Annotated in this window: 24 protein-coding genes and 1 tRNA gene; 10 read left to right on the top strand and 15 right to left on the bottom strand. The window is 44.7% G+C overall.

Annotated features, from left to right (window positions below; all coding sequences use genetic code 11):
• Positions 1-72 precede the first annotated feature (72 nt).
• Complete coding sequence (locus SMSP2_RS01510; RefSeq protein ID WP_146682269.1) at positions 73-1,140, top strand: LacI family DNA-binding transcriptional regulator; 1,068 nt, start codon at positions 73-75, stop codon at positions 1,138-1,140.
• 23 nt (positions 1,141-1,163) lie between these two features.
• Here the strand turns inward: SMSP2_RS01510 and SMSP2_RS01505 are convergent, their stop codons facing one another.
• Together SMSP2_RS01505 and SMSP2_RS01500 are read right to left on the bottom strand one after the other, a co-directional pair.
• A complete protein-coding gene (locus SMSP2_RS01505) occupies positions 1,164-2,150 on the bottom strand; it encodes a hypothetical protein (protein WP_146682268.1) in 987 nt (328 codons plus the stop codon).
• Between the two features lie 626 nt (positions 2,151-2,776).
• A tRNA-Val gene (locus tag SMSP2_RS01500) sits at positions 2,777-2,850 on the bottom strand.
• 215 nt (positions 2,851-3,065) lie between these two features.
• Here SMSP2_RS01500 and clpX point away from each other — a divergent pair.
• The 7 genes from clpX to rho all read left to right on the top strand — a co-directional run bounded on the left by clpX (position 3,066) and on the right by rho (position 11,362).
• The gene (clpX, locus tag SMSP2_RS01495; RefSeq protein WP_146682267.1) at positions 3,066-4,349 is read left to right on the top strand and encodes an ATP-dependent Clp protease ATP-binding subunit ClpX; all 1,284 of its coding nucleotides are present in this window, start codon (positions 3,066-3,068) and stop codon (positions 4,347-4,349) included.
• A 27-nt stretch (positions 4,350-4,376) separates the two neighbouring features.
• Positions 4,377-5,723 (top strand): ATP-dependent 6-phosphofructokinase, encoded by a 1,347-nt coding sequence (locus tag SMSP2_RS01490; protein ID WP_146682266.1) that lies wholly within the window; start codon positions 4,377-4,379, stop codon positions 5,721-5,723.
• Positions 5,724-5,751: 28 nt separating this feature from the next.
• The gene (locus tag SMSP2_RS01485) at positions 5,752-6,534 is read left to right on the top strand and encodes a helix-turn-helix domain-containing protein (RefSeq protein WP_146682265.1); all 783 of its coding nucleotides are present in this window, start codon (positions 5,752-5,754) and stop codon (positions 6,532-6,534) included.
• A gap of 37 nt (positions 6,535-6,571) precedes the next feature.
• Positions 6,572-6,955: a carboxymuconolactone decarboxylase family protein gene (locus tag SMSP2_RS01480; protein ID WP_146682264.1), complete on the top strand. Its 384-nt coding sequence runs from the start codon at positions 6,572-6,574 to the stop codon at positions 6,953-6,955.
• An 88-nt stretch (positions 6,956-7,043) separates the two neighbouring features.
• The gene (locus tag SMSP2_RS01475) at positions 7,044-8,783 is read left to right on the top strand and encodes a Na/Pi cotransporter family protein (protein ID WP_146682263.1); all 1,740 of its coding nucleotides are present in this window, start codon (positions 7,044-7,046) and stop codon (positions 8,781-8,783) included.
• Between the two features lie 8 nt (positions 8,784-8,791).
• The gene (gene coaE, locus SMSP2_RS01470) at positions 8,792-9,400 is read left to right on the top strand and encodes a dephospho-CoA kinase (RefSeq protein ID WP_146682262.1); all 609 of its coding nucleotides are present in this window, start codon (positions 8,792-8,794) and stop codon (positions 9,398-9,400) included.
• A 381-nt stretch (positions 9,401-9,781) separates the two neighbouring features.
• On the top strand, positions 9,782-11,362 hold the full coding sequence (gene rho / locus SMSP2_RS01465) for a transcription termination factor Rho (protein ID WP_418287774.1): 1,581 nt from the start codon (positions 9,782-9,784) through the stop codon (positions 11,360-11,362).
• 106 nt (positions 11,363-11,468) lie between these two features.
• On the opposite strand, the gene SMSP2_RS01460 is transcribed toward rho, so the two are convergent.
• Positions 11,469-12,443, bottom strand: a complete 975-nt coding sequence (locus SMSP2_RS01460) for a 3'-5' exoribonuclease YhaM family protein (RefSeq protein WP_146682260.1) — start codon at positions 12,441-12,443, stop codon at positions 11,469-11,471.
• Positions 12,444-13,043: 600 nt separating this feature from the next.
• Here SMSP2_RS01460 and SMSP2_RS01455 point away from each other — a divergent pair.
• Complete coding sequence (locus tag SMSP2_RS01455; RefSeq protein ID WP_146682259.1) at positions 13,044-14,249, top strand: ISL3 family transposase; 1,206 nt, start codon at positions 13,044-13,046, stop codon at positions 14,247-14,249.
• A gap of 256 nt (positions 14,250-14,505) precedes the next feature.
• Here SMSP2_RS01455 and SMSP2_RS01450 read toward each other — a convergent pair whose 3' ends face one another.
• The 9 genes from SMSP2_RS01450 to SMSP2_RS01420 form a co-directional block, all read right to left on the bottom strand.
• Positions 14,506-14,742, bottom strand: coding sequence for a hypothetical protein (locus SMSP2_RS01450; RefSeq protein WP_146682258.1), 237 nt, complete (start codon positions 14,740-14,742; stop codon positions 14,506-14,508).
• 22 nt (positions 14,743-14,764) lie between these two features.
• Positions 14,765-15,331, bottom strand: a complete 567-nt coding sequence (locus tag SMSP2_RS01445) for a hypothetical protein (RefSeq protein ID WP_146682257.1) — start codon at positions 15,329-15,331, stop codon at positions 14,765-14,767.
• A gap of 4 nt (positions 15,332-15,335) precedes the next feature.
• A complete protein-coding gene (locus SMSP2_RS01440; RefSeq protein WP_146682256.1) occupies positions 15,336-16,850 on the bottom strand; it encodes an RHS repeat protein in 1,515 nt (504 codons plus the stop codon).
• A gap of 251 nt (positions 16,851-17,101) precedes the next feature.
• Positions 17,102-17,263, bottom strand: coding sequence for a hypothetical protein (locus SMSP2_RS14770; RefSeq protein ID WP_186804796.1), 162 nt, complete (start codon positions 17,261-17,263; stop codon positions 17,102-17,104).
• 240 nt (positions 17,264-17,503) lie between these two features.
• Positions 17,504-17,863, bottom strand: coding sequence for a MipA/OmpV family protein (locus tag SMSP2_RS01435; protein ID WP_257787937.1), 360 nt, complete (start codon positions 17,861-17,863; stop codon positions 17,504-17,506).
• A gap of 231 nt (positions 17,864-18,094) precedes the next feature.
• Positions 18,095-18,256 (bottom strand): hypothetical protein, encoded by a 162-nt coding sequence (locus SMSP2_RS14765; protein ID WP_186804796.1) that lies wholly within the window; start codon positions 18,254-18,256, stop codon positions 18,095-18,097.
• Positions 18,257-18,496: 240 nt separating this feature from the next.
• Positions 18,497-19,246, bottom strand: a complete 750-nt coding sequence (locus SMSP2_RS01430) for a MipA/OmpV family protein (RefSeq protein ID WP_146682254.1) — start codon at positions 19,244-19,246, stop codon at positions 18,497-18,499.
• 21 nt (positions 19,247-19,267) lie between these two features.
• On the bottom strand, positions 19,268-19,822 hold the full coding sequence (locus SMSP2_RS01425) for a DJ-1 family glyoxalase III (protein ID WP_146682253.1): 555 nt from the start codon (positions 19,820-19,822) through the stop codon (positions 19,268-19,270).
• Positions 19,823-19,864: 42 nt separating this feature from the next.
• Complete coding sequence (locus SMSP2_RS01420; RefSeq protein WP_146682252.1) at positions 19,865-21,592, bottom strand: ABC transporter ATP-binding protein; 1,728 nt, start codon at positions 21,590-21,592, stop codon at positions 19,865-19,867.
• Between the two features lie 167 nt (positions 21,593-21,759).
• On the opposite strand from SMSP2_RS01420, the gene SMSP2_RS01415 reads away from it, so the two are divergent.
• On the top strand, positions 21,760-22,134 hold the full coding sequence (locus SMSP2_RS01415) for a hypothetical protein (protein WP_146682251.1): 375 nt from the start codon (positions 21,760-21,762) through the stop codon (positions 22,132-22,134).
• A 134-nt stretch (positions 22,135-22,268) separates the two neighbouring features.
• Here the strand turns inward: SMSP2_RS01415 and SMSP2_RS01410 are convergent, their stop codons facing one another.
• From SMSP2_RS01410 to dgt, 3 genes are read right to left on the bottom strand one after another with little or no spacing between them, the layout of a single operon-like run.
• Complete coding sequence (locus SMSP2_RS01410) at positions 22,269-22,721, bottom strand: hypothetical protein (RefSeq protein WP_146682250.1); 453 nt, start codon at positions 22,719-22,721, stop codon at positions 22,269-22,271.
• A gap of 50 nt (positions 22,722-22,771) precedes the next feature.
• Positions 22,772-24,139, bottom strand: a complete 1,368-nt coding sequence (locus SMSP2_RS01405) for a phosphatidylglycerophosphatase A (RefSeq protein ID WP_146682249.1) — start codon at positions 24,137-24,139, stop codon at positions 22,772-22,774.
• A gap of 9 nt (positions 24,140-24,148) precedes the next feature.
• Positions 24,149-25,264, bottom strand: a complete 1,116-nt coding sequence (dgt, locus tag SMSP2_RS01400) for a dGTP triphosphohydrolase (protein WP_146682248.1) — start codon at positions 25,262-25,264, stop codon at positions 24,149-24,151.
• Positions 25,265-25,438 lie beyond the last annotated feature (174 nt).

Raw genomic sequence — 25,438 nt, 5'->3', positions numbered from 1 at the left:
ACGCTTAGGCTTGAAAACTGTTTTGCTTTCTATATTCAGGCTTACGTTCATTGTTAAAAAAAGGATTTATAATTGGCAAAAGCTCCAACAATAGTAGATATCGCCGGCAATTTAGGGGTATCACCTATATCTGTTTCCAGAGCCTTGAGCAATCCCGGAAGGGTGAGTGCCTCCCTTAGAGCTAAAGTTATAACTGAGGCTCGGAGAGTAGGGTACAGCCCCAATACGGCAGCACGTGCGCTCAGGACGAACGCCAGCTTCCTGCTGGGATTGATCGTCCCGAGCTTCTTTTCCTATCAAATCGACGAATTGGTCACCCATATTCAGGATTACGCACAATTACACGACCATGGGGTTATTCTTGGTTTAACTCAGTGGGACCCTGAAACAGAACTTAAGCAGCTTGAATTCATGCGGAACAAAAACGTAGACGGCATTATAATCAAGTCACAGGGGGCCCCAAAAGTCGTAAAGAAACTTCAGGAGCTTATTGATAATAATATCAAAGTTGTATGCCTGCTTGACAGGTACAAATGCCAGGCGTCTTCAGTAATGGTTAACAATATTCACGGCGGAGCGATAGCGGGCAGATATCTGGTTGAAAACGGGCATAAAAAAATATGCTATATCACATACAACCAGGCAAAAAGCAGTTCTTACAGCATGACCCACTTCTCGAACGAACGCTATAAAGGCATGAGAAATGAGCTGAAAATTCACGATACATATATCGATGAAGATTCTGTTATATACATTGATGCTCAACCATGCCGGCCATTCTCAGAAGAAAACTTTGAAGTTATTTTAGATAAGATACAAGACTATACCGCAATATTTGCCTATGATGACTATCTCGCTGCGGGTATTTTAAAGATTTTACAACAGAATAACTATCGTGTTCCGGAAGATTTATCTATTATCGGCTTTGATGATTCGCCCGCTGTGAGCCACTGGAGCAGCCCGCCTATAACAGTTATTAAACAGCCGGACAGACTGGTTGCTTTTGAAGCGGTAAATCTCTTATTAGGCGATGCAGAGGACAGCAACGCCATCTGCACCAGAAACAATTATATTGTTGAGCCGGAACTCGTTATCCGAAAATCAGTTTTAGATATTTCTAAAATGGATGACAAGAATTAAAATAAACTTTTTTCCATTGTCTGCTATTTCGCTTTTGCTGAGACTACCCAGCCATCACCCTCTCTGGTCATTAAAAGCTCTCCCCATGGAACCGAAATATGCCCAATTTCTTCATCGTCAATTTTAACCGGAGTGGGTGGTATATTCATGTCCGGTGAAAACCACTGCGGAGATTCTGCATAGGGAATACGGGTACCGTAGGCATAGCCATTCTTAAGTATTATTCCATTGGCCATTTCAATATTACTGGGATATATATGGTTAGTGCGTTTCTCTATGATAGCTTCCCTTAAAAATGGTAGATTTTCATCATTTTGATTAATATTGATTAATTGGCTTGTTGGAAAATGAAGAATAGTACCTTCAGATATGATTACTACTAATGGGTTTAAGCAACAAATAGTTTTAATATAAAAATAACCATCACTCCTTAAATAATTTTCGGTTTCCGTTTGGGATGTTGTATATGTTAACCCATCTTTTTCATATGTCTGAGTGTCAACGATGACTTCTCTCTGGTCAATAGCATTTCTGTAGCGTAACCAAGGATAGCTTTTGTTATTTGGCAGCTTGTCTTCAGGTATTTTAACCATATCAAATGAAGGTCTGCTGCTTGAATCGTCTTTTAGAAAAGTATCGGACTCTATTATAATATCATTTGAACTGTATCTTTTTATGTTATCAACCTTCCAAAGCAAGTCTACTTTTTTGTAACCAAGAGTGTATAGTTGCATTAGTGGACGGGAATGCTTTTCTTCAAGTATTCCGACAACTTCAAACGTCGGTTTACAGAGTGGCTGGTAATGATACATGTCACAAGTGGTAAAGGTTTCCTGCGGAATGGGGGTGTCGCCAAGGTGGCATCCCCAAAGCATGCCTAATAAAAGCGTAATGAATATTAATTTCATCTGCCAAAACAGGGGACAGTTACCTATTAAATTTGTATTTTTATTCTTTTTTTGCATCCTTGCCTTTCTTTTTAAATGTCTTTGGCCTGCCTGCTTTTCCATTTTACTATTAAACGAATCTGAGACAATCCTGCATTTGCGTCACAAACTCACCACTGCAATTCTAATACTTTATAAACCTATACTTAGAATACCACGCCCGCGGCCCGTGTCAATAAAAAACGCGGCAAATCGCTTCTAAAAGGTAACTGTCCCCTATTTAGCGGATGGTGTATTTCGTAGCAATCCGAGCCGCGAATGTGAATGAGCGGTAATGCCGGCAACCCGGCGCGGGGTTGGCAGCCGAATAACTGTATGTAGTTTTATCGTTTACAGTTGCCAGCGGTTATTCTGGTGTTTTGCGTGATGCAGAGTGTTTGCGTAACCGATCCATTACTGCCGCGGCTGTGATGGTGTATTTCGTAGCAATCCGAGCCGTGAATGTGAATGAGCGGTAATGTCGGCAACCCGGCGCGGGGTTGGCAGCCGAATAACTGTATGTAGTTTCTACCGTTTACAGTTGCCTGCGGTTATTCTGGTGTTTTGCGTGACACAGTGTGTTTGCGTAACCGCTCCATTACTGCCGCGGCTCTGGTGGTTTTGCGGGTCTGGGCAGTTGTCGGCGGTTTGTATGTGTCTTTGCAAGAAAAAAGCCCCGTAAACTACTAATTTAAGGGGCTTTAGGAGAATGGGCGGTACAGGACTTGAACCTGTGACCCCCTGCTTGTAAGGCAGGTGCTCTAGCCAACTGAGCTAACCGCCCTGAATGGAGAGAACAAATTTAGCGAATATCGGAGAGATGTCAACATTTTAAGAAAAAGTTTTTTATAAAAGATTAAAAAAATTTAATCATGTCTGATTTTTTCAATTTAAATCGCAGGAAATGAGCCGGCAACTGTAATTTTCACTTGTTATATCGTTAATAACAAATACAATACGTAGAGTTAAACGAAAAATTTCCCGGAGAATTATATTTATATGGCAAAGAAAAAGACTGAAAAATGCAGTTTTTGCGGAGTGAACTCGTCCAAGGAGAGCCCCATAGTTCAGGGCCCCGACGGTATATGCATCTGCGCTGACTGTGTTGACATATGCAAAGATATCATCAACCAGACACGCAAAAGACAGCAGAAATCCGGTTTGGGCCTGGACACTATCCCTAAACCCCGTGAAATAAAGGAATATCTGGATCAGTACATTATCGGCCAGGACAACGCTAAAAAGTATCTCTCTGTTGCGGTTCACAACCATTACAAACGGTTGATACATTTCGATGACAGCAAACGTGAGATAGAAATTGACAAGTCAAACGTCCTGCTGATCGGGCCGACCGGTTCGGGTAAAACCCTGCTGGCCAAGACCCTGGCGAGTGAATTGAACGTACCGTTTGCGATATGTGATGCAACTACTGTAACAGAAGCCGGTTACGTTGGCGAAGACGTTGAGAACTTTCTGCTGCGGCTCGTCCAGTCTGCCGACTATGACATATCGGCGGCCGAACGCGGGATTGTCTATATCGATGAGATAGACAAGGTCGGCAAGACCAGCCAGAATGTATCCATTACCCGCGACGTTTCAGGCGAAGGTGTACAGCAGGCACTGCTCAAAATGCTCGAGGGCACAACCGCCAATATCCCGCCCCAGGGAGGCCGCAAGCACCCCGAACAGGCATATATTCAATTAGATACATCCCAGATACTTTTTATCTGCGGCGGCACATTTGTCGGGCTTGAGACTATAATCAAGCAGCGTATCGGCAGGCAGACAATTGGTTTTGACTCAGAAAACGCATCCTCAGACAACAAACAGTCTGAATACAGTGAAATAATAAGCAAGGTTACCGCTGAAGATATCATCCACTTCGGCATGATACCCGAGCTTGTCGGCAGGCTTCCGGTTATAGCAACTCTCGAATCACTTGATATAAATGCCCTTGTCAACATTTTAACACAGCCTAAAAACGCCCTGATTAAGCAATATCAGAAATTCTTCGAAATGGAAGAGGCTACGCTTAGATTTGAAAACGCCGCCCTTCGCAAGCTGGCAGAGAAAGCACTTAAACGCGACACGGGTGCAAGGGCCCTGCGGGCTGTTACCGAAGAGCTGATGATCGACCTGATGTACAGGCTGCCCGACGAACCAAAGCCCGGGGATTATACGATAACCGCCGATGTGGTAGAGGGTAAAGACCTTTTCTCAAAACCGGCGAAAAAAAAGACTCAAAAGAAAAATCCTAAAACATCTACCGCAAAATCAGCTTAACAAAATTGTTCTTGAGGACACCAGATAATGTTTGACGCCGAGATACGACCGGAAGATACAGCTGACCTGACAATAGATGCATTTGGTCCGGCATTATACGACTCTAAAACCTTCACACTGCCTGACTTCTATATCAATGACGATGAAGGCGTCAGCTGTTTTAACCAGAAAACCGATATGCTTAAGTGTATAAGCAGAGGGGATCCGCTGCCTTTTTTTGAAAAGGCCGGCCCCAGAAAAAAACTCTTTTACAATCCGCCCGAGGTTACCTGCGGGATTGTGACCTGCGGCGGTCTCTGCCCGGGGCTTAACGATGTCATACGCAGTATCACCCTCGCGGCAATCTGGCAGTACGGGGTTAAGAAAGTTTTGGGGTTTCGCTACGGCTATAAAGGCGTCTCCTCAAAAATGACGCATGAACCGATTGAGCTTACGCCCGAGGTTGTCGATGAAATACACGAAAAAGGCGGCACTATCCTGGGAAGCTCGAGAGGCCCGCAGGATGTTAAGGATCAGATTGAAATCCTGAAAAAGTACAATGTGAATGTACTCTTTGTTGTTGGCGGCGACGGCACCCTCAGAGGCGGCCATGAACTGGCAGACGAGGCAATGCAGCAGGGACTTGACATTTCCGTTATAGGGCTGCCCAAAACCATTGACAATGACATATACTGCTGTGAAACTACATTTGGTTTTTCCACCGCTGTTGAAGTCGCCAGAGAGGTTATCGCCGCGGCACATGTAGAGGCCAAATCTGTTGAAAACGGAATCGGGCTTGTAAAACTGATGGGCAGGGATTCAGGATTCATAGCCGCCAGCGCAGCTCTGGCTAACAGTGATGTTAATTACTGCCTTATACCAGAGGTTGGATTCAAACTCTATGGCAAAAACGGCTTGCTCAAAAAGCTCGAAAAAAGACTGAGCTATAAAAAACATGCGGTGATTGTTGTCGCCGAGGGTGCCGGACAGTCAATGTTTAAAGGTGAAAAAGAAAAGGACAAATCCGGAAATGTCCGATTTAACGATATCGGTCTGTTTCTCAAAGACAAGATACAGGAACACTTTATAAAAATCGACAATCCGGTAATCCTGAAATATCTCGACCCGAGCTACTCAATACGCAGCTGCCCGGCAAACGCATTCGATTCTTCTTTCTGCGTGCTTCTGGGTCAGAATGCCGTCCACGCAGCCATGGCGGGCAAAACCAACTTGATGGTGGGACACTGGAACTCCCGTTTTACTCACGTCCCGCTTGATATTGTGTTTGGGAAGCGGAAAAAACTGACTCTCGGCAGCACGCTTCACAGCTCGCTTGCAAGTATAATTGAAACATTTACAGTGGAACATGACAACCACCTTCCGCCTTTTGCCTGAGAGCCTTAAATAAGCTAAAGCAGACAATATGGAAATAAATCTGGGAATAAAGATTCGCCGAAAACGCATCAAGGCCGGAATGAGCCTTGGTGAACTCGGCCGCAGAGCGGGATGCTCAAAACCGTATCTCTCGACTATTGAGAACGGCAAGGTAAAAAACCCGCCCAGCGCTGATCTTTTGAAAAAACTTGAGGCGATACTCAGATTTAATGATGGCGAGCTCATCGAGGCCGCGGCGATGTGCAGACTGCCAAATGATATCAGACTCAGTTTTGAGCGGGACAGACAGGAATCCGCCCTGCTCAAACATCTTATTGCCGGAGTTCTGAACAATACGATAAATACAGACGCGATCAGCGGAGTGCTGCAAAAAAACAATGTTTCCGTTGATAAATCTGTGAATGAATACAGAGACGCACGCCTGATTCCCGTGATAAACAGGGTCCCGGCGGGCAAACCGGCAGGCTTTGACGACATGGGATATCCGGTCGGTGTTGCCGAAGATTACATTAAATGCCCGGGCCTCAACGACCCGAATGCTTTTTGCTTCAGGGTATGGGGCGACTCTATGGAGCCGCGATTCTGTGAGAACGATCTGGTTATCGTTTCTCCGGCACGAGACGTGCATAACGGTGACGACTGTTTCATTCGGCTTAATAATCCGCATGAAACTACTTTTAAACGTGTTTTTTTTGAATCAGACAATATAATCAGGCTTCAGCCTCGTAATGAAACATACGCCCCTATAGTGGTTGAGGCCCAAAGAGTAACAGGAATTTACAAGGCAGTTGTGAAGTATCAACTTCTTTAAAATTAAAGTAAAACAGTACAATTAAGGACGAATTAACATGGCAATTACAAAACTCTATGAAAAAACAGGCGATGAAAAAGCCGTAGAAATCCAGAAGCAGATCGAAAAAGCATTCGGTTTTATCCCCGAGACATTTCAAGCTATGGGCAGGCATGGTGACTTTCTCGAGAGTGTGACCAAACTTTCCGAGGCAGCAGGAAAAGGCCTTGACCCGAAGACAAAAGAATTGATTTGTATAGCTGTCAGTGCTGCAAACGGATGCGCTTACTGCGTAGAAGCTCACAGGGCACTTGCGTTAAGATCGGGAGTAACCGAGGAAGAAATAACCGCCGCTGTTGAAGTTGCCTCTATGATGAGTATGTTTAACACATACAACAAGTCTATCGGGCTCAATCACGACATCAAGGCTGATAAAGGCTGACGCTTAGCCGAGAGATAAACACAGGCAGCCGCGGACAGGAAAGTTGCGGTTAAATAAGATTAGTTAATTTTTTACAGAAATTTAATGTATGGGTTTTGATATACAATCTGTCTTTATGACTATTGGCGGACTAAGTTTGTTTTTGTTCGGCATGAACATGATGACAACCAACTTGAAAGAGTACGCCGGACAAAAACTTCGTAAGATACTCAGATCCATTACAAGCAACCCGTTAGCTGCCTTTACCACAGGCGCAGTTGCAACTGCTATGGTTCAGAGCAGTTCGGCGACAACCGTTATGATAATTGGTCTGGTAAACGCCGGGCTGCTTAACCTGCGGCAGGCAATTTGTGTGATTTTCGGCACAAATGTTGGAACCACAGCGACTGCCTGGATAGTATCTTTCACGGGTTTTAAATTCAAACTATCGGCGTACAGCCTGCTGATTATTGCTATCGGGTTTTTCCTTCAGATTATCAGCAAAACCCAGAAAAAGAAGGCCTTGGGCGCCATTTTAATAGGTTTCGGCATACTCTTTATCGGCATTGATTTTATGAAAGATGCCTTCGAAGTTATCAGAGAGACTCCGCAAGTACAGGAGATCCTTATTGGCATCGGCAACAAGGCAATTCTTTCACTTCTGGCGGGAATGGTCATAACAATGCTTGTACAGAGCAGCTCCGCCGCTATCGCTATCATGCAGATAATGGCGCTCAAAGGCGCATTCGGCAATGACTGGTACCACGTAGTTGATATAGCAGTGCCGTACGTTATTGGTGCCTGTATAGGAACCACCATCACCGCGCAGCTTGCATCTCTGACAACGAATTTGTACGGCAAGAGAGCTGCCTGGTCACACTCACTTTTCAACATTGCAGGTGCGGTAATAACGCTTCCATTTATTTATATGGGAGTTATATCTAATATAGTAATATATGTCAGTGAGCTATGGTGGCAGATAGGGGAAAACACTATCATGCTTACTATAGCTGTAACTAACACTTTGTTTAACACATTCTTTGCCCTGCTGTTTTTGCCGTTTGCCGGCGTGATTGAAAGAATCGTCTGCAAAATTGTCCCAGCCGGAAAAGGAGATGTTGCAATTGTGCCTGTGGTGCTCGAAGAACACCTTCTCGGCACTCCCGCCCTGGCCCTTGACCAGTCAAGATGCGAAATAATCCGGATGGCAAAAGAAGCCAAACACGCGGTTCTAAACGCGGTTAATTTCATGTTCAGCGGCGATAAGAACCAGCGGAAACTCGCCCTCAAACTCGAAGACCTGATCGATGACTTTCAGCATCAAATTACAGCTTATCTGACAAAATTATCCGGCCAGCAGCTTAGTGACGAGGTCGCAAAGGAAACGCCGGTGCTTCTTCACACAGTAAATGACCTGGAAAGAATCGGTGATCACGCAATAAACATAACCGAACTGGCAGAAAGAAAACTTTCAGAAAAACTTGAATTCTCGGAACATGCAACCCAGGAAACCAGGGAGCTTATTGATGAGCTGGACTCAATGTTTGACGGCATAATAAAGTCGCTCAGGACCAACAACCCTGCCGACACTATCGAGCCTCTTGCAAGCGAGAAGATAATAAATAAAATGCAGGTTGATTACCGCCGCAAGCACGTAAAACGAATGACACGGGGAGAATGCTCACCCGTTACGGGCATCCTGTATATAGACATGATTGACAACCTTGAAAAAATCGGGGACCACCTGACTAATATTGCCCAGGCCGTTCAGGGTGGTCTGATGTGGGACAATATCGATGAACAGGAAAGAGAAAGGGGTTTAGAGCTAAACTCTATGCAAAAAGAATAAGGTGTGAAATGTCTGGAAAACCTTATATTGGAATCACAGGCGGGATAGGTTCGGGCAAAAGTTTTGTTGCCGCCCTTTTTGCCGAGCTTGGCTGCGGTGTAATAGATGCAGACCGGATTGTTTCTGATCTTTACAAAAGCGGGCAACTCAACGCAGATTTGGTGAAATTATTTGGCACTGAGGCGGTAAACGATGATAAGTCTATAAATAGAAAGCACATAGCCTCTGTAGTATTCGAAAAACCCGAGAAGCTCAAACAGCTAAACGCCCTTGTTCACCCTTTGGTTATTTCAGAGTCAAAGCGTTTGAGTTCACTTTTATCGAAAGATAATTCTGTAAAAGCCGTCATTTTCGATGTGCCTCTACTGCTCGAAACGGGTATGGATTCCATGTGCGACTTCCTGGTATATGTCGAGACTCCGCTGCGGCTGCGGCTTGAACGCCTTAAAAAACGGGGCATAAAATCAGAAGAACAATTGAAAAAAAGGGAAAAATATCAAATTTCACTGGACATTAAGAAAAAAAATGCTAAATATGTAGTAATAAATTCTTCATATGAGCAGGCAAGGCGTCAGGTGTACGCCATTTTCACTGAGATCCTGGACAGCGGCAATTAGTATTATTCTGTCTATTTTCCCTTATATCACTGGATAACAGAATTTTATAATAAAACGGTTTTGCAAGATTGAGAAACTAATACCATATATGTTAAGAATGGGTATTAAACCCATTTCAAATTAAATTATTAACCTGAACGATTATCACTTAACCTTATTCAACAAGGAGTTATGATGTCTGAGACTGAAAAGAATGAAGTCGAAACGGCAGAATCTTCGGATACAAAAGCCGCAGTAAAGAAAACCACACGGAAAAAAACTACTGCTAAGAAGACAACTGCGAAAAAAACTACTGCCAAGAAAAAAACCACAAAAAAGAAGACTTCCGCCAAGAAGGCAGCTGCAAAAAAAACTGCAGACCAAGCCGATCTTTTTGAAGGCATAGAAGCTGATTCAGAAAATACCCAACCTAAAAAACCCGAACCGGCTGCCAAAGATGAAACGTCATCTGAGAGTCCGGCTGATAAAAAACCACAAATTGAGCCTGAAAAAGACGTTAATAATGATTCTAAAGAAGCGGAAGCCGGCACCCGGGTAGAATCTGAAGCCGGAAAAGAGGAAAAATCAGAACCACAGCAGCAAAAGCAGTATCAGCAGAAACCAACCCAAAACCGGCAGCAGAATAACGGTAAAAAGAAGAAAAAGAAGAAAAAGGGAAAAGACGACCCGCTTCACGATAAATATGAGAAGGTCAAACGGGACGATTTGCACATAACCGAGCTTCAGAAACTTACCGTTCCTCAACTTCAGCACATGGCTCGAGAGTTTGGCGTCACTGATTATCAGGGCATGTCAAGCCAGCAGCTTATATTCCACATACTCAAAAGCAGGATACAGGAAAGCGGCCTTTTATATGGCGAAGGCGTCCTGGAAGTACTGCCGGACGGCTTTGGTTTCCTTAGAAACCCTCAGGACAACTATCTGGCCAGCCCTAACGACATATATGTTTCCCCGTCTCAGATTCGCCGTTTCGGGCTTCGCAGCGGCAACATTGTCCAGGGACAGATTCGCCCGCCAAAGGAGAATGAGAAATACTTTGCCCTGCTAAAGGTTGAGGCGATAAACTTCCAGGAACCTGACAAACTCGCCGACAAGATTCTTTTCAGGGACTTAACTCCCCTTCATCCGGAGGAACGGTTTGTACTTGAAACGACAAGCCAGGAGATGAGCACCAGAATAATTGATCTGGTAACGCCCGTCGGCAAAGGCCAGAGAGGACTGCTCGTGGCTCCGCCGCGTACAGGAAAAACTGTTCTGCTGCAAAAGCTCACAAATGCAATAAGCACAAATCATCCGGATGTCTATATGATTGTTCTTCTTATAGACGAGCGGCCTGAAGAGGTTACTGACTTCAAACGCAAAGTTCGCAACGGCGTTGAGGTTATCAGCTCTACATTCGATGAGCCGACTTCACGTCACTGCCAGGTTGCCGAGATGGTAATAGAAAAGGCAAAACGTATGGTCGAATACGGCCAGGATGTCGTAATACTGCTTGACTCTATTACCCGTCTTGCCAGGGCATACAACACAGAAATGCCTCACAGCGGCAAGATACTTACCGGCGGTGTTGACGCAAACGCTATGCAGATGCCCAAGCGATTCTTCGGTGCCGCACGTAATATCGAGGAAGGCGGCTCGCTGTCTATCTTCGCTACGGCGCTTGTCGATACCGGTTCCAAGATGGACGAGGTTATCTTTGAGGAATTTAAAGCCACAGGCAACATGGAGCTGCACCTCGACAGACGCCTTGTTGAGCGGCGTACATATCCGGCAATCGACATCAGTAAGTCGGGTACCCGCCGTGAAGAACTGCTCCTTGACAACAGGGAGCTTGAACTGACGTACCGCCTTCGCAAGGTACTGAGTGAAATGAACATCGTAGAATCTATTGAACTGCTCAAAAACCGTCTTAGCAAGACCAATAGCAACGCGGAATTCCTTCTCTCAATGCACGTAAGCTGATGTAAAAACAGAAAAAACTTTACCAAAGCGGCCGGGGATATAAATCCTGCGGCCGCTTTTTTTGTATATGCTGAACCGGTAATCCTGCCCGGATTGCTTTCTGCTATTAGTCCTCAATCTTTTTGCGGTAGAATCGTGTACCCGGATTGACATTACTCGGCTTCCAGACCGTCCATTCATCGTCCTGCGCTTCGTTCTCGATAGCGCCGTCTATGAAATTCAGCTTAGCATCAAGATCGTCAATATAGCTTACAAAGATCGCCTCGGGAGTTGCCGGCAGTTTTGGAGAGCCGAATTCGTACTTGCCGTGATGCGCCACAAGTATATGCTGAATCTGGTCCAGGATCTCTTTGTCCATCTCAATCCCTTTATCCAGCAGCATATCAGCCTTCTGATCAACCATTATAGTTCCCTGAATGATATGCCCGAGCAGCTGGCCTGTACGTGTATAGCTGAACGCCAGCTCGTAAGAAAGCTCTTCTGTCTTTGCCATATCGTGCAAAAATATCCCGGCAATAACAATATCTGCCTGAACATTAGGATACAGAGGCAAAAGCGCATTCGCAGACCGCATCATGGAAAGGGTGTGTTCCAGAAGCCCGCCCAGGTAACCGTGATGCATCTTTACTGCTGCCGGCGCAATGCAGAATTGTTTCATCAGGTCTTTGTCCGTGAGAAACTCATCTATAAGTGCTTTTATATGCGGATGTTTTATTTTTGAGAGAAACCCCTTGAGCTCCTCAAACATTTCAGTGATGTTGTACTCAGTACGGGGAAGGAAATCCATTATCTTAACATCTCTCTGATCAACAGGAAAAACCCCGTTGGCAACAATCTGCATTGAACCCTGGTAGAGCTCTGTTTTGGCCCTGACACGGATAAACCCTTCTTTGGGTATCTGGTTATACAGATCTTCGGTGGCGTTCCAGACGCGGCAGTTCACCTTGCCGGTCTTGTCTGAAAGAAACATTGCTATGTAGAGATCGCCGCGGCTGGTACTGCGAAGCACCGGCTGAGTTACAAGGAATATCTGGTCAAGGTCCATGCCGGCCTTTAAGTCTTTTATGAACACACGCTCCATAAGGGGCCTTTCGTAAATCACACGTTAAATTTATTATAATACAGCTGGGCAGGATAACAAAAAACTGCCGCCAAGTCAAAGCTAATAAAATCAAAGGCCTAAAACTGTGTTTGGCTTTTTTTTCTGGGGTGATCTGGAGTTCGAGCGATAACTAACGAAGCGAGACGGGGTGGGCTATTCGCAGGGCAAGCATACTGCTTGCCGTTTTTAATCTTTACATACACGACAATTACGATACGAACACACTGGCAAACAGGGATGCCTGCCCTGCCTGTCACGGTGCCGCGGTTCTGGTTGCGCTGCGCGACGGTTTTGCATTTGTAGAGCAAATTCACGAATTTGCTCCAACCGTTCAACCTCATATAAACGCACAATTAACCCCGGCTAACGCTGGTGCCCGGTTTTGGTTATTTTAATGTTGTTACGGGGAGTTGGCGTTCTTAGAAAATTCGTGAATTTTCTCTACTCAAGGTTAAACGTTTTTTGGGTTCTTCCGGTTAATGAGTAGGTATCTTTACAAAAAAAGACATGGCTGTATTATATGTGGAAAAAAATAAAACCACATATTTGGAGATATAGCCATGTCCATATCGTTTTTGCATCATACTTTCAAAACACCTGGAGTTCAACACATTAGTTCTTTTTTTTTTTTGCGACAGAACCGTTCTCAATTGCCGTCTGCACCCTAATTATGAGAGGTGCTCTAACTGCAAGTCTCGTAATACTATACACTACGGTAAGAGAACAAGAACTTTCAAGATGCTTCCTGTGGGCAACACAAAAGTTGAAATGTCAGTCAGCATTCCCCGTCTGCACTGCAATGATTGCGGCAGCATTCGCCAGCCCGATTTACCCTTTGCTGATCCTAAAAAGCATTACGTCAGGGCCTTAAAGCGTTACGTAATTGACCTGTGCAGGTTAGCTTCTATCCGCGATGTTGCACAGATAACGGGATTGAGCTGGGATACGGTTAAAGATATTCATAAAGAGTACTTACAGAAAAAGTACAAGTCGATAAACCTCAAAACAGTCCGCCGGATAGCGATCGATGAAAAGTACCTGGGCAAGAAACGTAAATTCATTACCATAGTATTTGATCTGGATATGGGCAGGGTAATACATGTTGGAAATGGTAAGGGCAAGGATGCTCTAAAGGGATTCTGGAAACGCCTGAAAACTTCAAAGGCCAAAATCAAGGCAGTCGCCACAGATATGGCCAGCGGGTATATTTTTGCTGTGATGGATAATCTACCCAAAGCAGAGCTTGTACTGGATCACTTCCATCTGGTTAAATGGTTCAATGAGAAGCTTACAAGACTGCGAAGGCAAATGTTTAATGAAGCTGATCTGATTGGCAAAAAAATCTTGAAGGGTTCAAGGTGGTTGTTGCTTAAATGTCCTGAAAATCTCAAGATACATTCACAACAGAATAAAGATGAACGCTATCGTTTACAGCAGGCTCTGGAGTTAAATCAGCCTCTTGCAACGGCATATTACATGAAGGAGAGACTTAGGCTTTTGTTTGAGTGTGCCAGTGAGAATAATGCCAGAACCGAATTGTACAACTGGATAAAAGAAGCCGAATCAAGTGGTATCAGAATTCTCAAAGAAGCTGCAAGACAATTGAGGATTTGGAGACGGCTTATCCTCAACTGGTACAAATATCCTATCAGTACAGGCAAAGTAGAAGCAGCGAACCGCAAAATTGGAACCCTGCAACGTAACGCATACGGATACAGAGATGAGGAATATCTAATGCTGAGAATATACCACCTACACAAATCAAACTACTCATTAACCGGATGAGCCGTTTTTTGTCCGTTGAGCGGCGCTTACCCCAAAGTGTTATTTACGCCGCCGTAGATTTATCTAATTATATATTTATAGATACTTTATGTGAAAAATTAAAACATCACAGCAAAACTATACATTGACAATACAAATATAAATCATTTGAAATAAGTAACTTACAAAACAAAAAGACTTAACCCTTTTAATTTCCCCTGTGAAAAATTAAAACATCACAGAAAAACTATACATTGACAATGCAGATATAAATCATTTAAAATAAGCAACTTACAAAACAAAGAGACTTAACCCTTTTAATTACCTCCGCGAATTCGAGATAGTTATCGAAAGCTGTATTCATAGCAGTAGAAGAGGGCATCTGCATATAGACCGCCTCTCCACCGGCTCCGTAAACATAGTCAAGAGACCAGTTTATACTGCCTGTTCCAATCTGTTCATACTCTGATATCACATTGCCCATCTTATCATAAATCATTTTTTTCGTTTTCAATTAAAAGGCTATCATCTTATATCTATCTATAGTAACTGCTAATTATTATTGAAGCGACAGATGTGTTCTTATCCCAAAAACCAATGTATAAAGAAGATTCTGCAAAAAAATCACCGTTGTCAATTGTTTCTATTATAATTTTGTATTTCTTGGCTGGCAGAACACTTTTCTTGAGGGCAAATTTATGATATACATAGTCGATGTTTTCATACTTATCAGGCATTATCATGTATATTCTTGCCCCATTATAAACTAAGTAGTCTTCTCCATCTTTATTATATTCACTCCCTTTAGTAAAAAGCTCAACAAATCTTTTTTTGTCCGTTTCAAATTGCAGCAGCAAAGTATAAGAGCTACCACCAAAGTAAGCTGAATTGTGTGTGTAAAACTTAATAGGGCCATCTATCTCTAATCCAGACAAAACATCTTCTATTTTTTTATCCTTAACAATGATGCCATCTATATCTTGAGCAATTCCACTGTTGCTGAAACCAAAGACAACTACATATATATATACACTTATAGGAAGCAAAGCAACGCCAACTATTACGAATATAACTATTTTCTTTAGAGGAACTCTTGCCACCATATTACTACTCCAAAATTTTTATTTTATTCCTTGGTTCCATCCAATTGACCTTGACCCTGAAATCTGAATCATGTATTTTATCCATCCTGATGTCAGCCAAGACCTCCACAGCCAAACCAATAATCGCTAGACTATTATCGAGTTTTTCTCTATCCTTTGAGCTTTGATAATACTCTTGTAAGGCTTCTTTAAAATTATGTGCGTCGATATCGTCGTGCCACCACCAACTGACCTGAACATTGCTCAAATAAATATTGCCATTACCACCACGGCAATAATCAAAAGAACCTTTACTTGAAACCCAGTGAGCTCCGCCGAGCCACCATCCAGAAGTGAATATGTCTTTTATACCATCTGAAAGCATTTTCCATTTCCCACTGACTCTATTTTCATCAAAAACAGCCTTTCCTCTTATTCCTCTAACTTGAGACCTGTAAAAATTATTAATAGATTCTCTAATATCATAATTGTTGTTCATGATTTCAAGTTCGGAATCAACCAGCATATATTCATCTTTTCTGAAAAAGCGATTAATAAACCCAAACATGCCGGGAGTTATTGCTCGTGTAAAAAATATATCTGATATTTTAGCTCCTAATGCATATTGTGCTTCCAGCCCCCAATCATCCCTGCCATTCACAGGGTCATGTTGAGCAAATGCGGCTAAAGAAAAGCCGTCTCTATACTGATTAAGAGGAGCAAAGAAGTTATTCCAGTTCCCATCAGGATTAACACCGTGCGGGTCTTCTGTTATGAAACTTCTTTCAACAGGGGAATAATACCTGTTTCTTAGATAATAGTTGCCGGTTTCGTAGTCGAGATAATAACCGTTCCACAAAACGCTCAAGCCTTGCAGGTCAACGCCCTGGGCTACTGAAGCATTGCCCCAGGCATCATAGATTATCTCATCTATTCCGCCTACGTCGTTTGTCTTGGCTATCACAGAGCCGCGGGAATCGGTCAAGAGATATGACCGCTGGGAGTAAAAAACTTCATCTGCTATTACAGGAACCCACTCAACAAGGTCGTCGGAATCTATCTCATCGTCATTGTTGGTATCCCACGCGGCAAGCTCTTCTAAAGAGCAGTCTGGAGAGCAGAGCCACGCATCGGCGAAATCGGCGAACCACTCATAGACGGTAGTATATGAGTCCGGCGGCATCTGCATATATACCGCCTCTCCACCGGCTCCGTAAACGTAGTCACGAGCCCAGTTTATACTTCCAGTTCCAATCTGTTCATACTCTGATATCACGTTGCCCATTTTATCATAGACAAACCAGGTTGTCAACGAGCCGACGGTTTTCTTTATCCGCCTGCCGAGCATGTCATAGGAGTAACCTGCAATATCGCCGTAAGAATCATCTACGTCAACCACCCTGTTTTCAGCGTCAAGGCCGTAGAAAAGCCCGTCATCGGCGGCATTGGTCGGGTTGCCGAGGTAATCGCTGGTATAGGATGAGCTTGCCTCGCCGGTGAGCTTGCCAAGGTTATCATAGAGCCTGTCCGTAGCGGGCAAAGCTCTGCGGGTAAGGTAGTTATATTAAAAAGGGAAAATTAAAGGGTCGAAGTCTCTTTTTGTTAAATATATTATGTATACCCTTTACTAACAATCGATTACGTTCTAAACTATGGCTATGTTTTAAAGTGTTATTCATATAATTGCAGTTTTGGTCTTTACCGCTCATCATTCACAGCGGTGAGGAATTTCCGCTTTTCCAATGTCAACCGAGGACGGTTGACCAACTTATGGGCATCCGCCCCTTATTGTCACAATAATACAACACCGGCATTATGGCACGAAATCCCCTCATTGTCAATAGAATTATACTGGTTATTATCCGGATCTACAGCAAATTCAATATCATCGTAACTTGATGTTGATTCGTCCCATATAGTGATATCGCCGTCACGGTTGCCGAGGTCATCCATATTGGTAAGAGAAAATTAAAGAAGCAAGGTGTTTTTATTTTGTAAAGCCTTGCAAGTTAGTGTTTTATATTTGCAGTTTAAATGTGTTACACACTTGAAACCTGGTTCATTTATAACAAGATGGGGAACGTGATCAGCGAATATGAACAGGTTGCGACCGGCTGGGCTTGGTATTTGAGTTTTAAAAAACAAGGACAGGTTTATAAATATTCATCCTTGGCCAATAAAAAATGCCGCACACTAAAACTTGTAATATACCCCCGCAATTGTGCTCACCTGATAATCTCTGCCGACAATGGGGCTGTTTGTAACTTCATCAGGAAGCCATTCATACCGCACGGAAGCTGTGAAAGTCCAGTTTTCAGTAATCATGAAGTTGGCCATCAGCTGAGCGTACCAGTTTACGGCATCTCCGGAATAATATACCGACCTCGTCGGCCTCGCCTCAGCAGGCCTGACACCGTAGTAAAATTCGTTGAAATTATCATCGTGGTACAGGGCCCCGAGGGCAGGGGTAAGATTGAGCCATTCAAAATTATACCGTTTTGATGCTTCTAAGTTGATTTCATAGCCTTTATGATTATTCAATACATCCGCCAGAACGCCGAGTTTGGGGAAAATTAAAGGGTCGAAGTCTCTTTTTGTTAAATATATTATGTATACCCTTTACTAACAATCGATTACGTTCTAAACTATGGCTATGTTTTAAAGTGTTATTCATATAATTGCAGTTGGTCTTTACCGCTCATCATTCACAGCGGTGAGGAATTTCCGCTTTTCCAATGTCAACCGAGGACGGTTGACCAACTTATGGGCATCCGCCCCTTATTGTCACAATAATACAACACCGGCATTATGGCACGAAATCCCCTCATTGTCAATAGAATTATACTGGTTATTATCCGGATCTACAGCAAATTCAATATCATCGTAACTTGATGTTGATTCGTCCCATATAGTAATATCGCCGTCACGGTTGCCGAGGTCATCCATATTGGTAAGAGAAAATTAAAGAAGCAAGGTGTTTTTATTTTGTAAAGCCTTGCAAGTTAGTGTTTTATATTTGCAGTTTAAATGTGTTACACACTTGAAACCTGGTTCATTTATAACAAGATGGGGAACGTGATCAGCGAATATGAACAGGTTGCGACCGGCTGGGCTTGGTATTTGAGTTTTAAAAAACAGGGACAGGTTTATAAATATTCATCCTTGGCCAATAAAAAATGCCGCACACTAAAACTTGTAATATACCCCCGCAATTGTGCTCACCTGATAATCTCTGCCGACAATGGGGCTGTTTGTAACTTCATCAGGAAGCCATTCATACCGCACGGAAGCTGTGAAAGTCCAGTTTTCAGTAATCATGAAGTTGGCCATCAGCTGAGCGTACCAGTTTACGGCATCTCCGGAATAATATACCGACCTCGTCGGCCTCGCCTCAGCAGGCCTGACACCGTAGTAAAATTCGTTGAAATTATCATCGTGGTACAGGGCCCCGAGGGCAGGGGTAAGATTGAGCCATTCAAAATTATACCGTTTTGATGCTTCTAAATTGATTTCATAGCCTTTATGGTTATTCAATACATCCGCCAGAACGCCGAGTTTGAGGTCAAACCATTCCAGCCTGCGAGTAAGCCGGGCACCGAGGTCAACCGTGGCGTGCCTTTCATTCATGCCGTCAAGAAGTATGTCTTTTGAACCGTTGTGCACGGGGAACCTGAACTGGCCGGCAGCGTCAAAAATCCAGTCCGGGCACTCATAAAGCCGGTAGCCGAATACCGGGCCGTAAACATACAAATTACCCTCTACAAAGTTTATAAAGGGTATCGGGTCAGTTTCAATTTCGGAGCCGATATAGGGATCCTGACGCAGCATAACACCGCCGCCAAGAGCCAGCATATCTCTTGATTCCCCGTTTCTTTCCTGGGCCGAAGCCCCGGCCAAACAAACAGCCGACAACATGAGAATTATGATTTTTTTCACTTATTTCATCCTTAAAAATGATTATCGTTTATCAAACAGCAGAGCTTTGGCCGCTTTATCCGCTTCTTCTTTTCCGTAAAGTCTGGCAGCCAGCGCCATCGCAAAGACCATCGCAGTACCGGGTCCCTGGCTGGTAATGCAGTTATCGTCCTCAACTACCGGCTCATCAACGCCTTTATCGCCGAGTTTATCCAGCATTGCCGGATAACAGGTAGCCCGTTTGCCTTCCAGAAGCCCGTGATGCTCGAGAACTACAGCCGGAGAAGCGCAAATAGCCGCGTAGAGTCTGCCGGCGGCGTCCTGTGACTTGAGCATTTCTATCAGCTCGGGGCAGTCACGCAGGTGCTCTGCGCCGGGCAAACCTCCCGGCAGGGCAATCAAATCATAACTCTGTGCAAGACAGCCGTGGATCGATACATCCGCTGATAATTTCACCCCGCGGCTGGCAATCACACTGACACTGCCGACGCCGGCAACCGTCACATCAGCGCCGCAGCGACGCAAAACGTCTATAATCGTAACGGCTTCGAGCTCCTCAACGCCGTCCGATATCGGTACAAGTACACTTTTACTCATGTTTTATCCTTTCCGTAAGTTTTATTCATTATATTTTTTATCTCAAAAAATATTCATCATATACAGACTCTTGTAATAGCCGTCCTTTTCGATCAGCTCCTCATGCGAGCCCTGTTCTATGATTCTGCCGTACCGCATCACGTATATTTTATCAACATTTTTCACAGTTGAAAGCCTGTGCGCAATAATTATTGTCGTGCGGCCTTTACTCAACAGCTCCATTGATTTCTGAATCAGCGACTCGGACTCTGAATCAAGCGAGCTGGTAGCCTCATCAAAGATAAGTATCGGCGGGTCCTTGAGAAAGACACGTGCTATGGAGATCCGCTGCTTCTGTCCGCCCGAGAGCATAACTCCCCTCTCGCCCACCATGGAATCGAAACCCTCCGGCAGCGACATGATGAAATCGTAGATATTAGCTTTTTTAGCCGCTTCATAGAGCAGCCTCTCGTCGGCGTCGGGATTGCCGTACATAATATTCTCACGCACCGTAGTATCAAAGAGAAACGGGCTTTGCTGCACCAGACCTATCTTCTCACGCAAAAACCGCTGCTGTAAGTCCATGATATTATAGCCGTCTATCGTAATCTCTCCCGAGAGCGGCTCATAAAACCTCGGCACAAGCGATACTATCGTAGATTTGCCGGCACCTGATTCGCCCACAATAGCTACGCTTTGCCCTGCAGGTATCTCCATATTTATATCTCTTATCACAAGATCCGGTGACTTCTCATAACGGAAATTCAGATTGCTTATCTTTATGTAACCTTTAACATTTCCTGGACATACAGCTCCGGGTCTGTCAACGATATCCGGCTCGATATCCATCACCTCAATAAACCTCTCAAAACATGCGCTGCCCTGCTGGAGCTGTTCAGTAAAATTCACAAGCCTTTGCAGAGGCTTGAGTATAAAATGCACATAAAGAAGAAACGCGACAAGATCGGCTACGTTTATAATTCCTTTGCCTATCATAATCGCCCCGGCACCTACTATTACCAGAAAATAGCTCTCGATCATCATGTTCATGACGGTAAAGAAATTCGCCATGATAAGATACATCCGCTCCTTTGCCAGCCGAAAACTGGTATTGACCTGGCGGAACTTGTCGATCTCTTCATCTTCGTTCGCAAATGCCTTAACCTCGCGTATCCCCATCACGGAATTCTCGACAGAGCTGTTTATATCGGCGATTTTTCGCCTTACCTTGCGGAATCCCTGCCGCATCGGCCCGCCGTAGTATATGCCCCAGGAAACAATGCACACCAGCGGCACCAAAGCCACTAAAGCCAACTGCCAGCAAAAGATAAACATAGCAATAAACGAGCCGGTTATCATGCAGGCAGATATGAGTATATCCTCCGGGGCGTGGTGGGCTATTTCGGCTATCATATTCAGGTCGTTTGATATGCGGCTCATAATATGGCCGGTTTTGACCTTGTCGAAGTATGTAAAGCTCAGCTTCTGGATATGCCTGAAGATATCCTCCCGCATGTCAAATTCCATCCGGACACCAAGGACATGCCCCCAGCGAACCCGAATATAATTCAAAACCGCGGAGAAAAAAACCAGAGCGAACATCGCCGCCAGAACCCAGCTCATGCCTTTAATGTTCGCCCGCCCCCCCTCGGAGGGCAGATACTCACTGAGCAGATGGCGGGTAAGCACCGGTATCATAATCGAACAAAGCGACGAAAGGACAGCCGCACCCATAGCCGCTGCCAGAAGCCGCTTATGTGGAAGGTAATATTTGATGAATCTCTTGAGCATATTTCTATATCCAGTATGATAAACATGATATACGAATTATAATAAAGGTCAAGCCTGCCGGCACGGATTAGCGAAAGTAGTTAAGAAAATCCCTGCTTTAAGCTCAAAACGGCAGATGCGGCATTTGCCCGAACCTTTAAACCTTTTTTGTTTTGAAAGGCTCTAACATGTTCAACTATCGCAATATTGGAAGTTTCCGAACCTCCGGATTCACCTCACGCCAGAGCGGCGGCCGCTCTGATATTTCCGCACAGTCACAAGCCGCGAGCAATCAGCGGCACATACGCTGGCTCGAGGACAACCTCTCAAGGACACTGCTGTTATGCGAGACACTCTGGGAGCTGCTGCGGGACGAGCACGGCTGGACAGACGAAAAACTGACACAGAAACTCGAGGAAATCGACCTTCGCGACGGGACACTCGACGGCAAACACCAGCAGTCAGTCAAGAAATGCACATCATGCGGCAGAACCGTCGCCCCGCGCCACAAGGCGTGCATTTACTGCGGCCGTGAGGTTGATAAGTCCGCGTTTTCCATATAGCAAAACCGGTTTGCGGGATCAAATAAAACGTTCTCGGCGCAAATATGCCGCAAGAATACTTAATCTATTGATGACAACAACTTATACCAGCCGTCCTCTCAGGCCAACCCTCTTTGCATAGGCTGTATTTGGGATTATTCAATTTTATCCGTAACTTTTCCCGAAACAAACTGCATAAGATCTGAAAGCCCATCATACTTTCGCGCTGAAAGCTCTATCTCTTTTTCAATACCGTCTTTTACATACTGTATGAAATAGCTTCCGTCATCATGAGAAATTTCTGTCATACTCTCGTAAGTAATTTCGCCTTTGCCGGGCACACTAAGGCTCATGTTGCCTGCCAAAACCCGCCTTTTACGTGCAATCAGAAAATTAGCAAAAAACGCCGCACCGACTATAACGAAAACCGGTGGTGATTTCTGATTAAAAACCAGTGTCGTATCGGGTTTCCCCTCAATTGTATGCTTTTCAATAAAGTCTTTGCTGATGTAGCCGTCATAAGCGAACCAGCCTGCCACGACTAAACATACAACACTGTAAATCAAAAGATTATTGAGTTTATGTTTTGAATATTTAGCTTCTACCACAGTTAAACCTCGTTTTCTACATGTCATTAATTTTTGAACTATGGAGTATTCTACATTATCTCAAAGTAAAATACAAGAGCCGCCACGATAAATAAATAAATGCTGAACCATTTCAGCCGCCGCTGCCTGCTCAGATTGATAAGCAGTTTAAGAGCCGCAATTCCGGTTAGAAACGAGGCGGCCATTCCAGCGGCGAAGATCAGCGGAGAAATATGGCTGCCGCTGATTAAATCGTACTTATCAATAAACTCTAACACTGATGCCCCGAGTATCACCGGTATCGCCACGAAAAAGCTGTATTCAACAGCCTTATCACGCTTTAGCCCCAGTAATATCGCCGCGCAGATAGTTGCACCGCTGCGGGATATCCCCGGCAGAATCGCCGCGGCCTGGGCGGCACCGATAATGGCAGCGCTAAACAAACCTATTTGCCGCAGAGTTTTTGTAGTATCCTTCTTTAAGTCGGTTATAAACAGCAAAGCCGCGGTAACCAGCCACATAACGACGACAACCTTTACCTTTCTGGCAGAGTCCAGAGGCTCCTCAAAAATCTTGTAAAAGATAAATGTAGTTATAATGGTAACAATCATCGCCGCGGCGAAATGCACATTGTCGTTCTCACGGTACAGAGCAAGCGGCTTAAAACCTGTATCTTTCCAGTTGAAAAAACCGGTAACCAGCTTGATTATATCTTTATAAAAAACAGCTATAACTGCAATTACAGTTCCAACATGAATCGAGAGGTCAAACAGCAGCATCTCTGCCGTATCAGGATCGAGGCCTGCAAAAAGATCCTCAAAAACCACCAGATGCCCCGAAGACGAGACCGGCAGAAATTCCGTCAACCCCTGAACGATGCCCAGCACGACCGCCATATCCACTGTCAGCCCCCCGGAGGCAGAGCCCGAACAGGTTAAACAGTCCAGACGCTCAATGATGCCGGTTTTTGCCACGATGATATAAACAACTCCGGCATAAACACCCGCCAGAAGGTCATCTAAAAGCACCCCCCAGCCGCCGGGATATTTCTCTAAACTCCTTATTGGCCAGGGTTTTACGATATCAAACAGCCGAAACAGCAAAAAGGCAGCCCCCGCCATCAGGCAAACAGGCTCGCCGGCAGTATATCCGCCAAAGAGAACCGCCAATATCAGCGTTAACGCCTGGCCGGCGTATTCATCGGCGACAATCTCGCCGGGGTCCTTGAGCTGCATTTCGTCGGCAACCTGGGTACCGTATCTAACGCAAATAAACGAAAAGAAAATGCCGCTCAGCAGTAAAACCGCTGTTATCGCAGCCGCCGGTGCGGCGAATGTTCCCATTGCCATAAAAACAACTACCGGAAGCAGAGAACCCCAGGTACCGGAGGCGACGGGCATAAACCCCAGACCAAAACAGGAAGTAAATATTCTTTTCAAATTGTCATCCTAAAATGAATTATTTTTTAATTTATTGTAGTATTGCAGACAGAATTTATCCGTCATTCCGCTTATATAATCACAAACCGCCCTGTGCAGCCCGTCTCTTTCGATAAAACCGCGATAATACTTCGGCATCAGCTCCGGCTCTTTTACCAGCCGAGCAAAGATGTACTCCAGGCACTCGCGGGCCTCGCCGACGGCGGTCTTCATGCTTGAGGTCATATAAAGGTTTTCCATGAGAAAATGCTCGATGTCCCTCAACCGGCTGTCAGTCGCCGCCGAAAGGCCAACCACATCCTCTTGGGCATAATATACATCCTCAAGCGTTTTTATATTGAAATTTTCGATGTTCTTATAAGTGGTTTCAATAAGGTCACCCACAAGAAAATCCAGCATGGTTTTGACGATACGGCTGCTTTTGACAAAAGAATCTCCTGAAAAATTCACCTTAAGTGTATCCGAGGCCATTTTTACAAGATCCATATCCTTTACCTGGTCAAGTCTTATTATTCGGGAACGCATCCCATCTTCAAGATCGTGACAGTTGTAAGCGATACGGTCGGCGCAGTTGGTTATCTGCCCCTCAAGCGAGCAATGTTTCTCCGGGAAACGGGCATCCATCGCCAGATCATACGTTGAATGGTGCCTGCCAAGCCCCAGCCGCGTCTCATACATCAGATTCAGGCCCATATATTCGGGATACGGATGTTCAAGAAGTTCTATCTGCCGAAGGGACTGGCGGTTATGTTCGAAACCGCCGAACCCGCTCATCAGCTCGTTAAGTATCGATTCGCCGCAATGGCCGAACGGGCTGTGCCCTAAATCATGAGCCAGGCAAATCGCCTCGGTAAGTGATTCGTTGAGCCCCATAACATGGGCGATAGTGCGGCCGATTTGGGCGACTTCAATGGTATGAGTCAGTCTTGTGCGGAAGTTATCGTCAATACCCGGGCTGAAAACCTGAGTCTTGCCCTCAAGGCGGCGGAACGAGCTGGCATGAATAATCCGGTCACGGTCACGGTCGAACGCGCAGCGGTACGGGTGATCCTTAACAGGGTACTCACGGCCCCGGCTCTTTTCCCGGGTAACTCCAAGATGTTCATACAAGGTTTTCAGATTCACGGCTCCGAATAATCTCAAGAATTTAATTTAAATCAATTTTACATTCAAACACTGTCATTTCAAGAAGAATATAAGCCCGCACCCCAAAACGTACGCGGCATTGGCTGCATCTCTGCCGCCGGTTAATGACACGAGGGACGCTTGAGCTGTTTTAATGCCGCAGTAGAGCAAATT

Origin of the sequence: Limihaloglobus sulfuriphilus (assembly GCF_001999965.1) — a bacterium.
In the GTDB taxonomy this organism is placed as follows: domain Bacteria; phylum Planctomycetota; class Phycisphaerae; order Sedimentisphaerales; family Sedimentisphaeraceae; genus Limihaloglobus; species Limihaloglobus sulfuriphilus.
Note: the sequence above shows the minus strand (reverse complement) of the source record. Positions and strands in the feature narration are given on the sequence as shown.

What these genes read in the sequence shown, in the direction of transcription:
- SMSP2_RS01505 (WP_146682268.1), bottom strand. Translation starts at nt 2,150, where the DNA reads ATGGAAAAGCAGGCAGGCCAAAGACATTTAAAAAGAAAGGCAAGGATG.
- clpX (WP_146682267.1), top strand. Translation starts at nt 3,066, where the DNA reads ATGGCAAAGAAAAAGACTGAAAAATGCAGTTTTTGCGGAGTGAACTCG.
- SMSP2_RS01490 (WP_146682266.1), top strand. Translation starts at nt 4,377, where the DNA reads ATGTTTGACGCCGAGATACGACCGGAAGATACAGCTGACCTGACAATA.
- SMSP2_RS01485 (WP_146682265.1), top strand. Translation starts at nt 5,752, where the DNA reads ATGGAAATAAATCTGGGAATAAAGATTCGCCGAAAACGCATCAAGGCC.
- SMSP2_RS01480 (WP_146682264.1), top strand. Translation starts at nt 6,572, where the DNA reads ATGGCAATTACAAAACTCTATGAAAAAACAGGCGATGAAAAAGCCGTA.
- SMSP2_RS01475 (WP_146682263.1), top strand. Translation starts at nt 7,044, where the DNA reads ATGGGTTTTGATATACAATCTGTCTTTATGACTATTGGCGGACTAAGT.
- coaE (WP_146682262.1), top strand. Translation starts at nt 8,792, where the DNA reads ATGTCTGGAAAACCTTATATTGGAATCACAGGCGGGATAGGTTCGGGC.
- SMSP2_RS01460 (WP_146682260.1), bottom strand. Translation starts at nt 12,443, where the DNA reads ATGGAGCGTGTGTTCATAAAAGACTTAAAGGCCGGCATGGACCTTGAC.
- SMSP2_RS01445 (WP_146682257.1), bottom strand. Translation starts at nt 15,331, where the DNA reads ATGGTGGCAAGAGTTCCTCTAAAGAAAATAGTTATATTCGTAATAGTT.
- SMSP2_RS14770 (WP_186804796.1), bottom strand. Translation starts at nt 17,263, where the DNA reads ATGGATGACCTCGGCAACCGTGACGGCGATATCACTATATGGGACGAA.
- SMSP2_RS14765 (WP_186804796.1), bottom strand. Translation starts at nt 18,256, where the DNA reads ATGGATGACCTCGGCAACCGTGACGGCGATATTACTATATGGGACGAA.
- SMSP2_RS01425 (WP_146682253.1), bottom strand. Translation starts at nt 19,822, where the DNA reads ATGAGTAAAAGTGTACTTGTACCGATATCGGACGGCGTTGAGGAGCTC.
- SMSP2_RS01420 (WP_146682252.1), bottom strand. Translation starts at nt 21,592, where the DNA reads ATGCTCAAGAGATTCATCAAATATTACCTTCCACATAAGCGGCTTCTG.
- SMSP2_RS01415 (WP_146682251.1), top strand. Translation starts at nt 21,760, where the DNA reads ATGTTCAACTATCGCAATATTGGAAGTTTCCGAACCTCCGGATTCACC.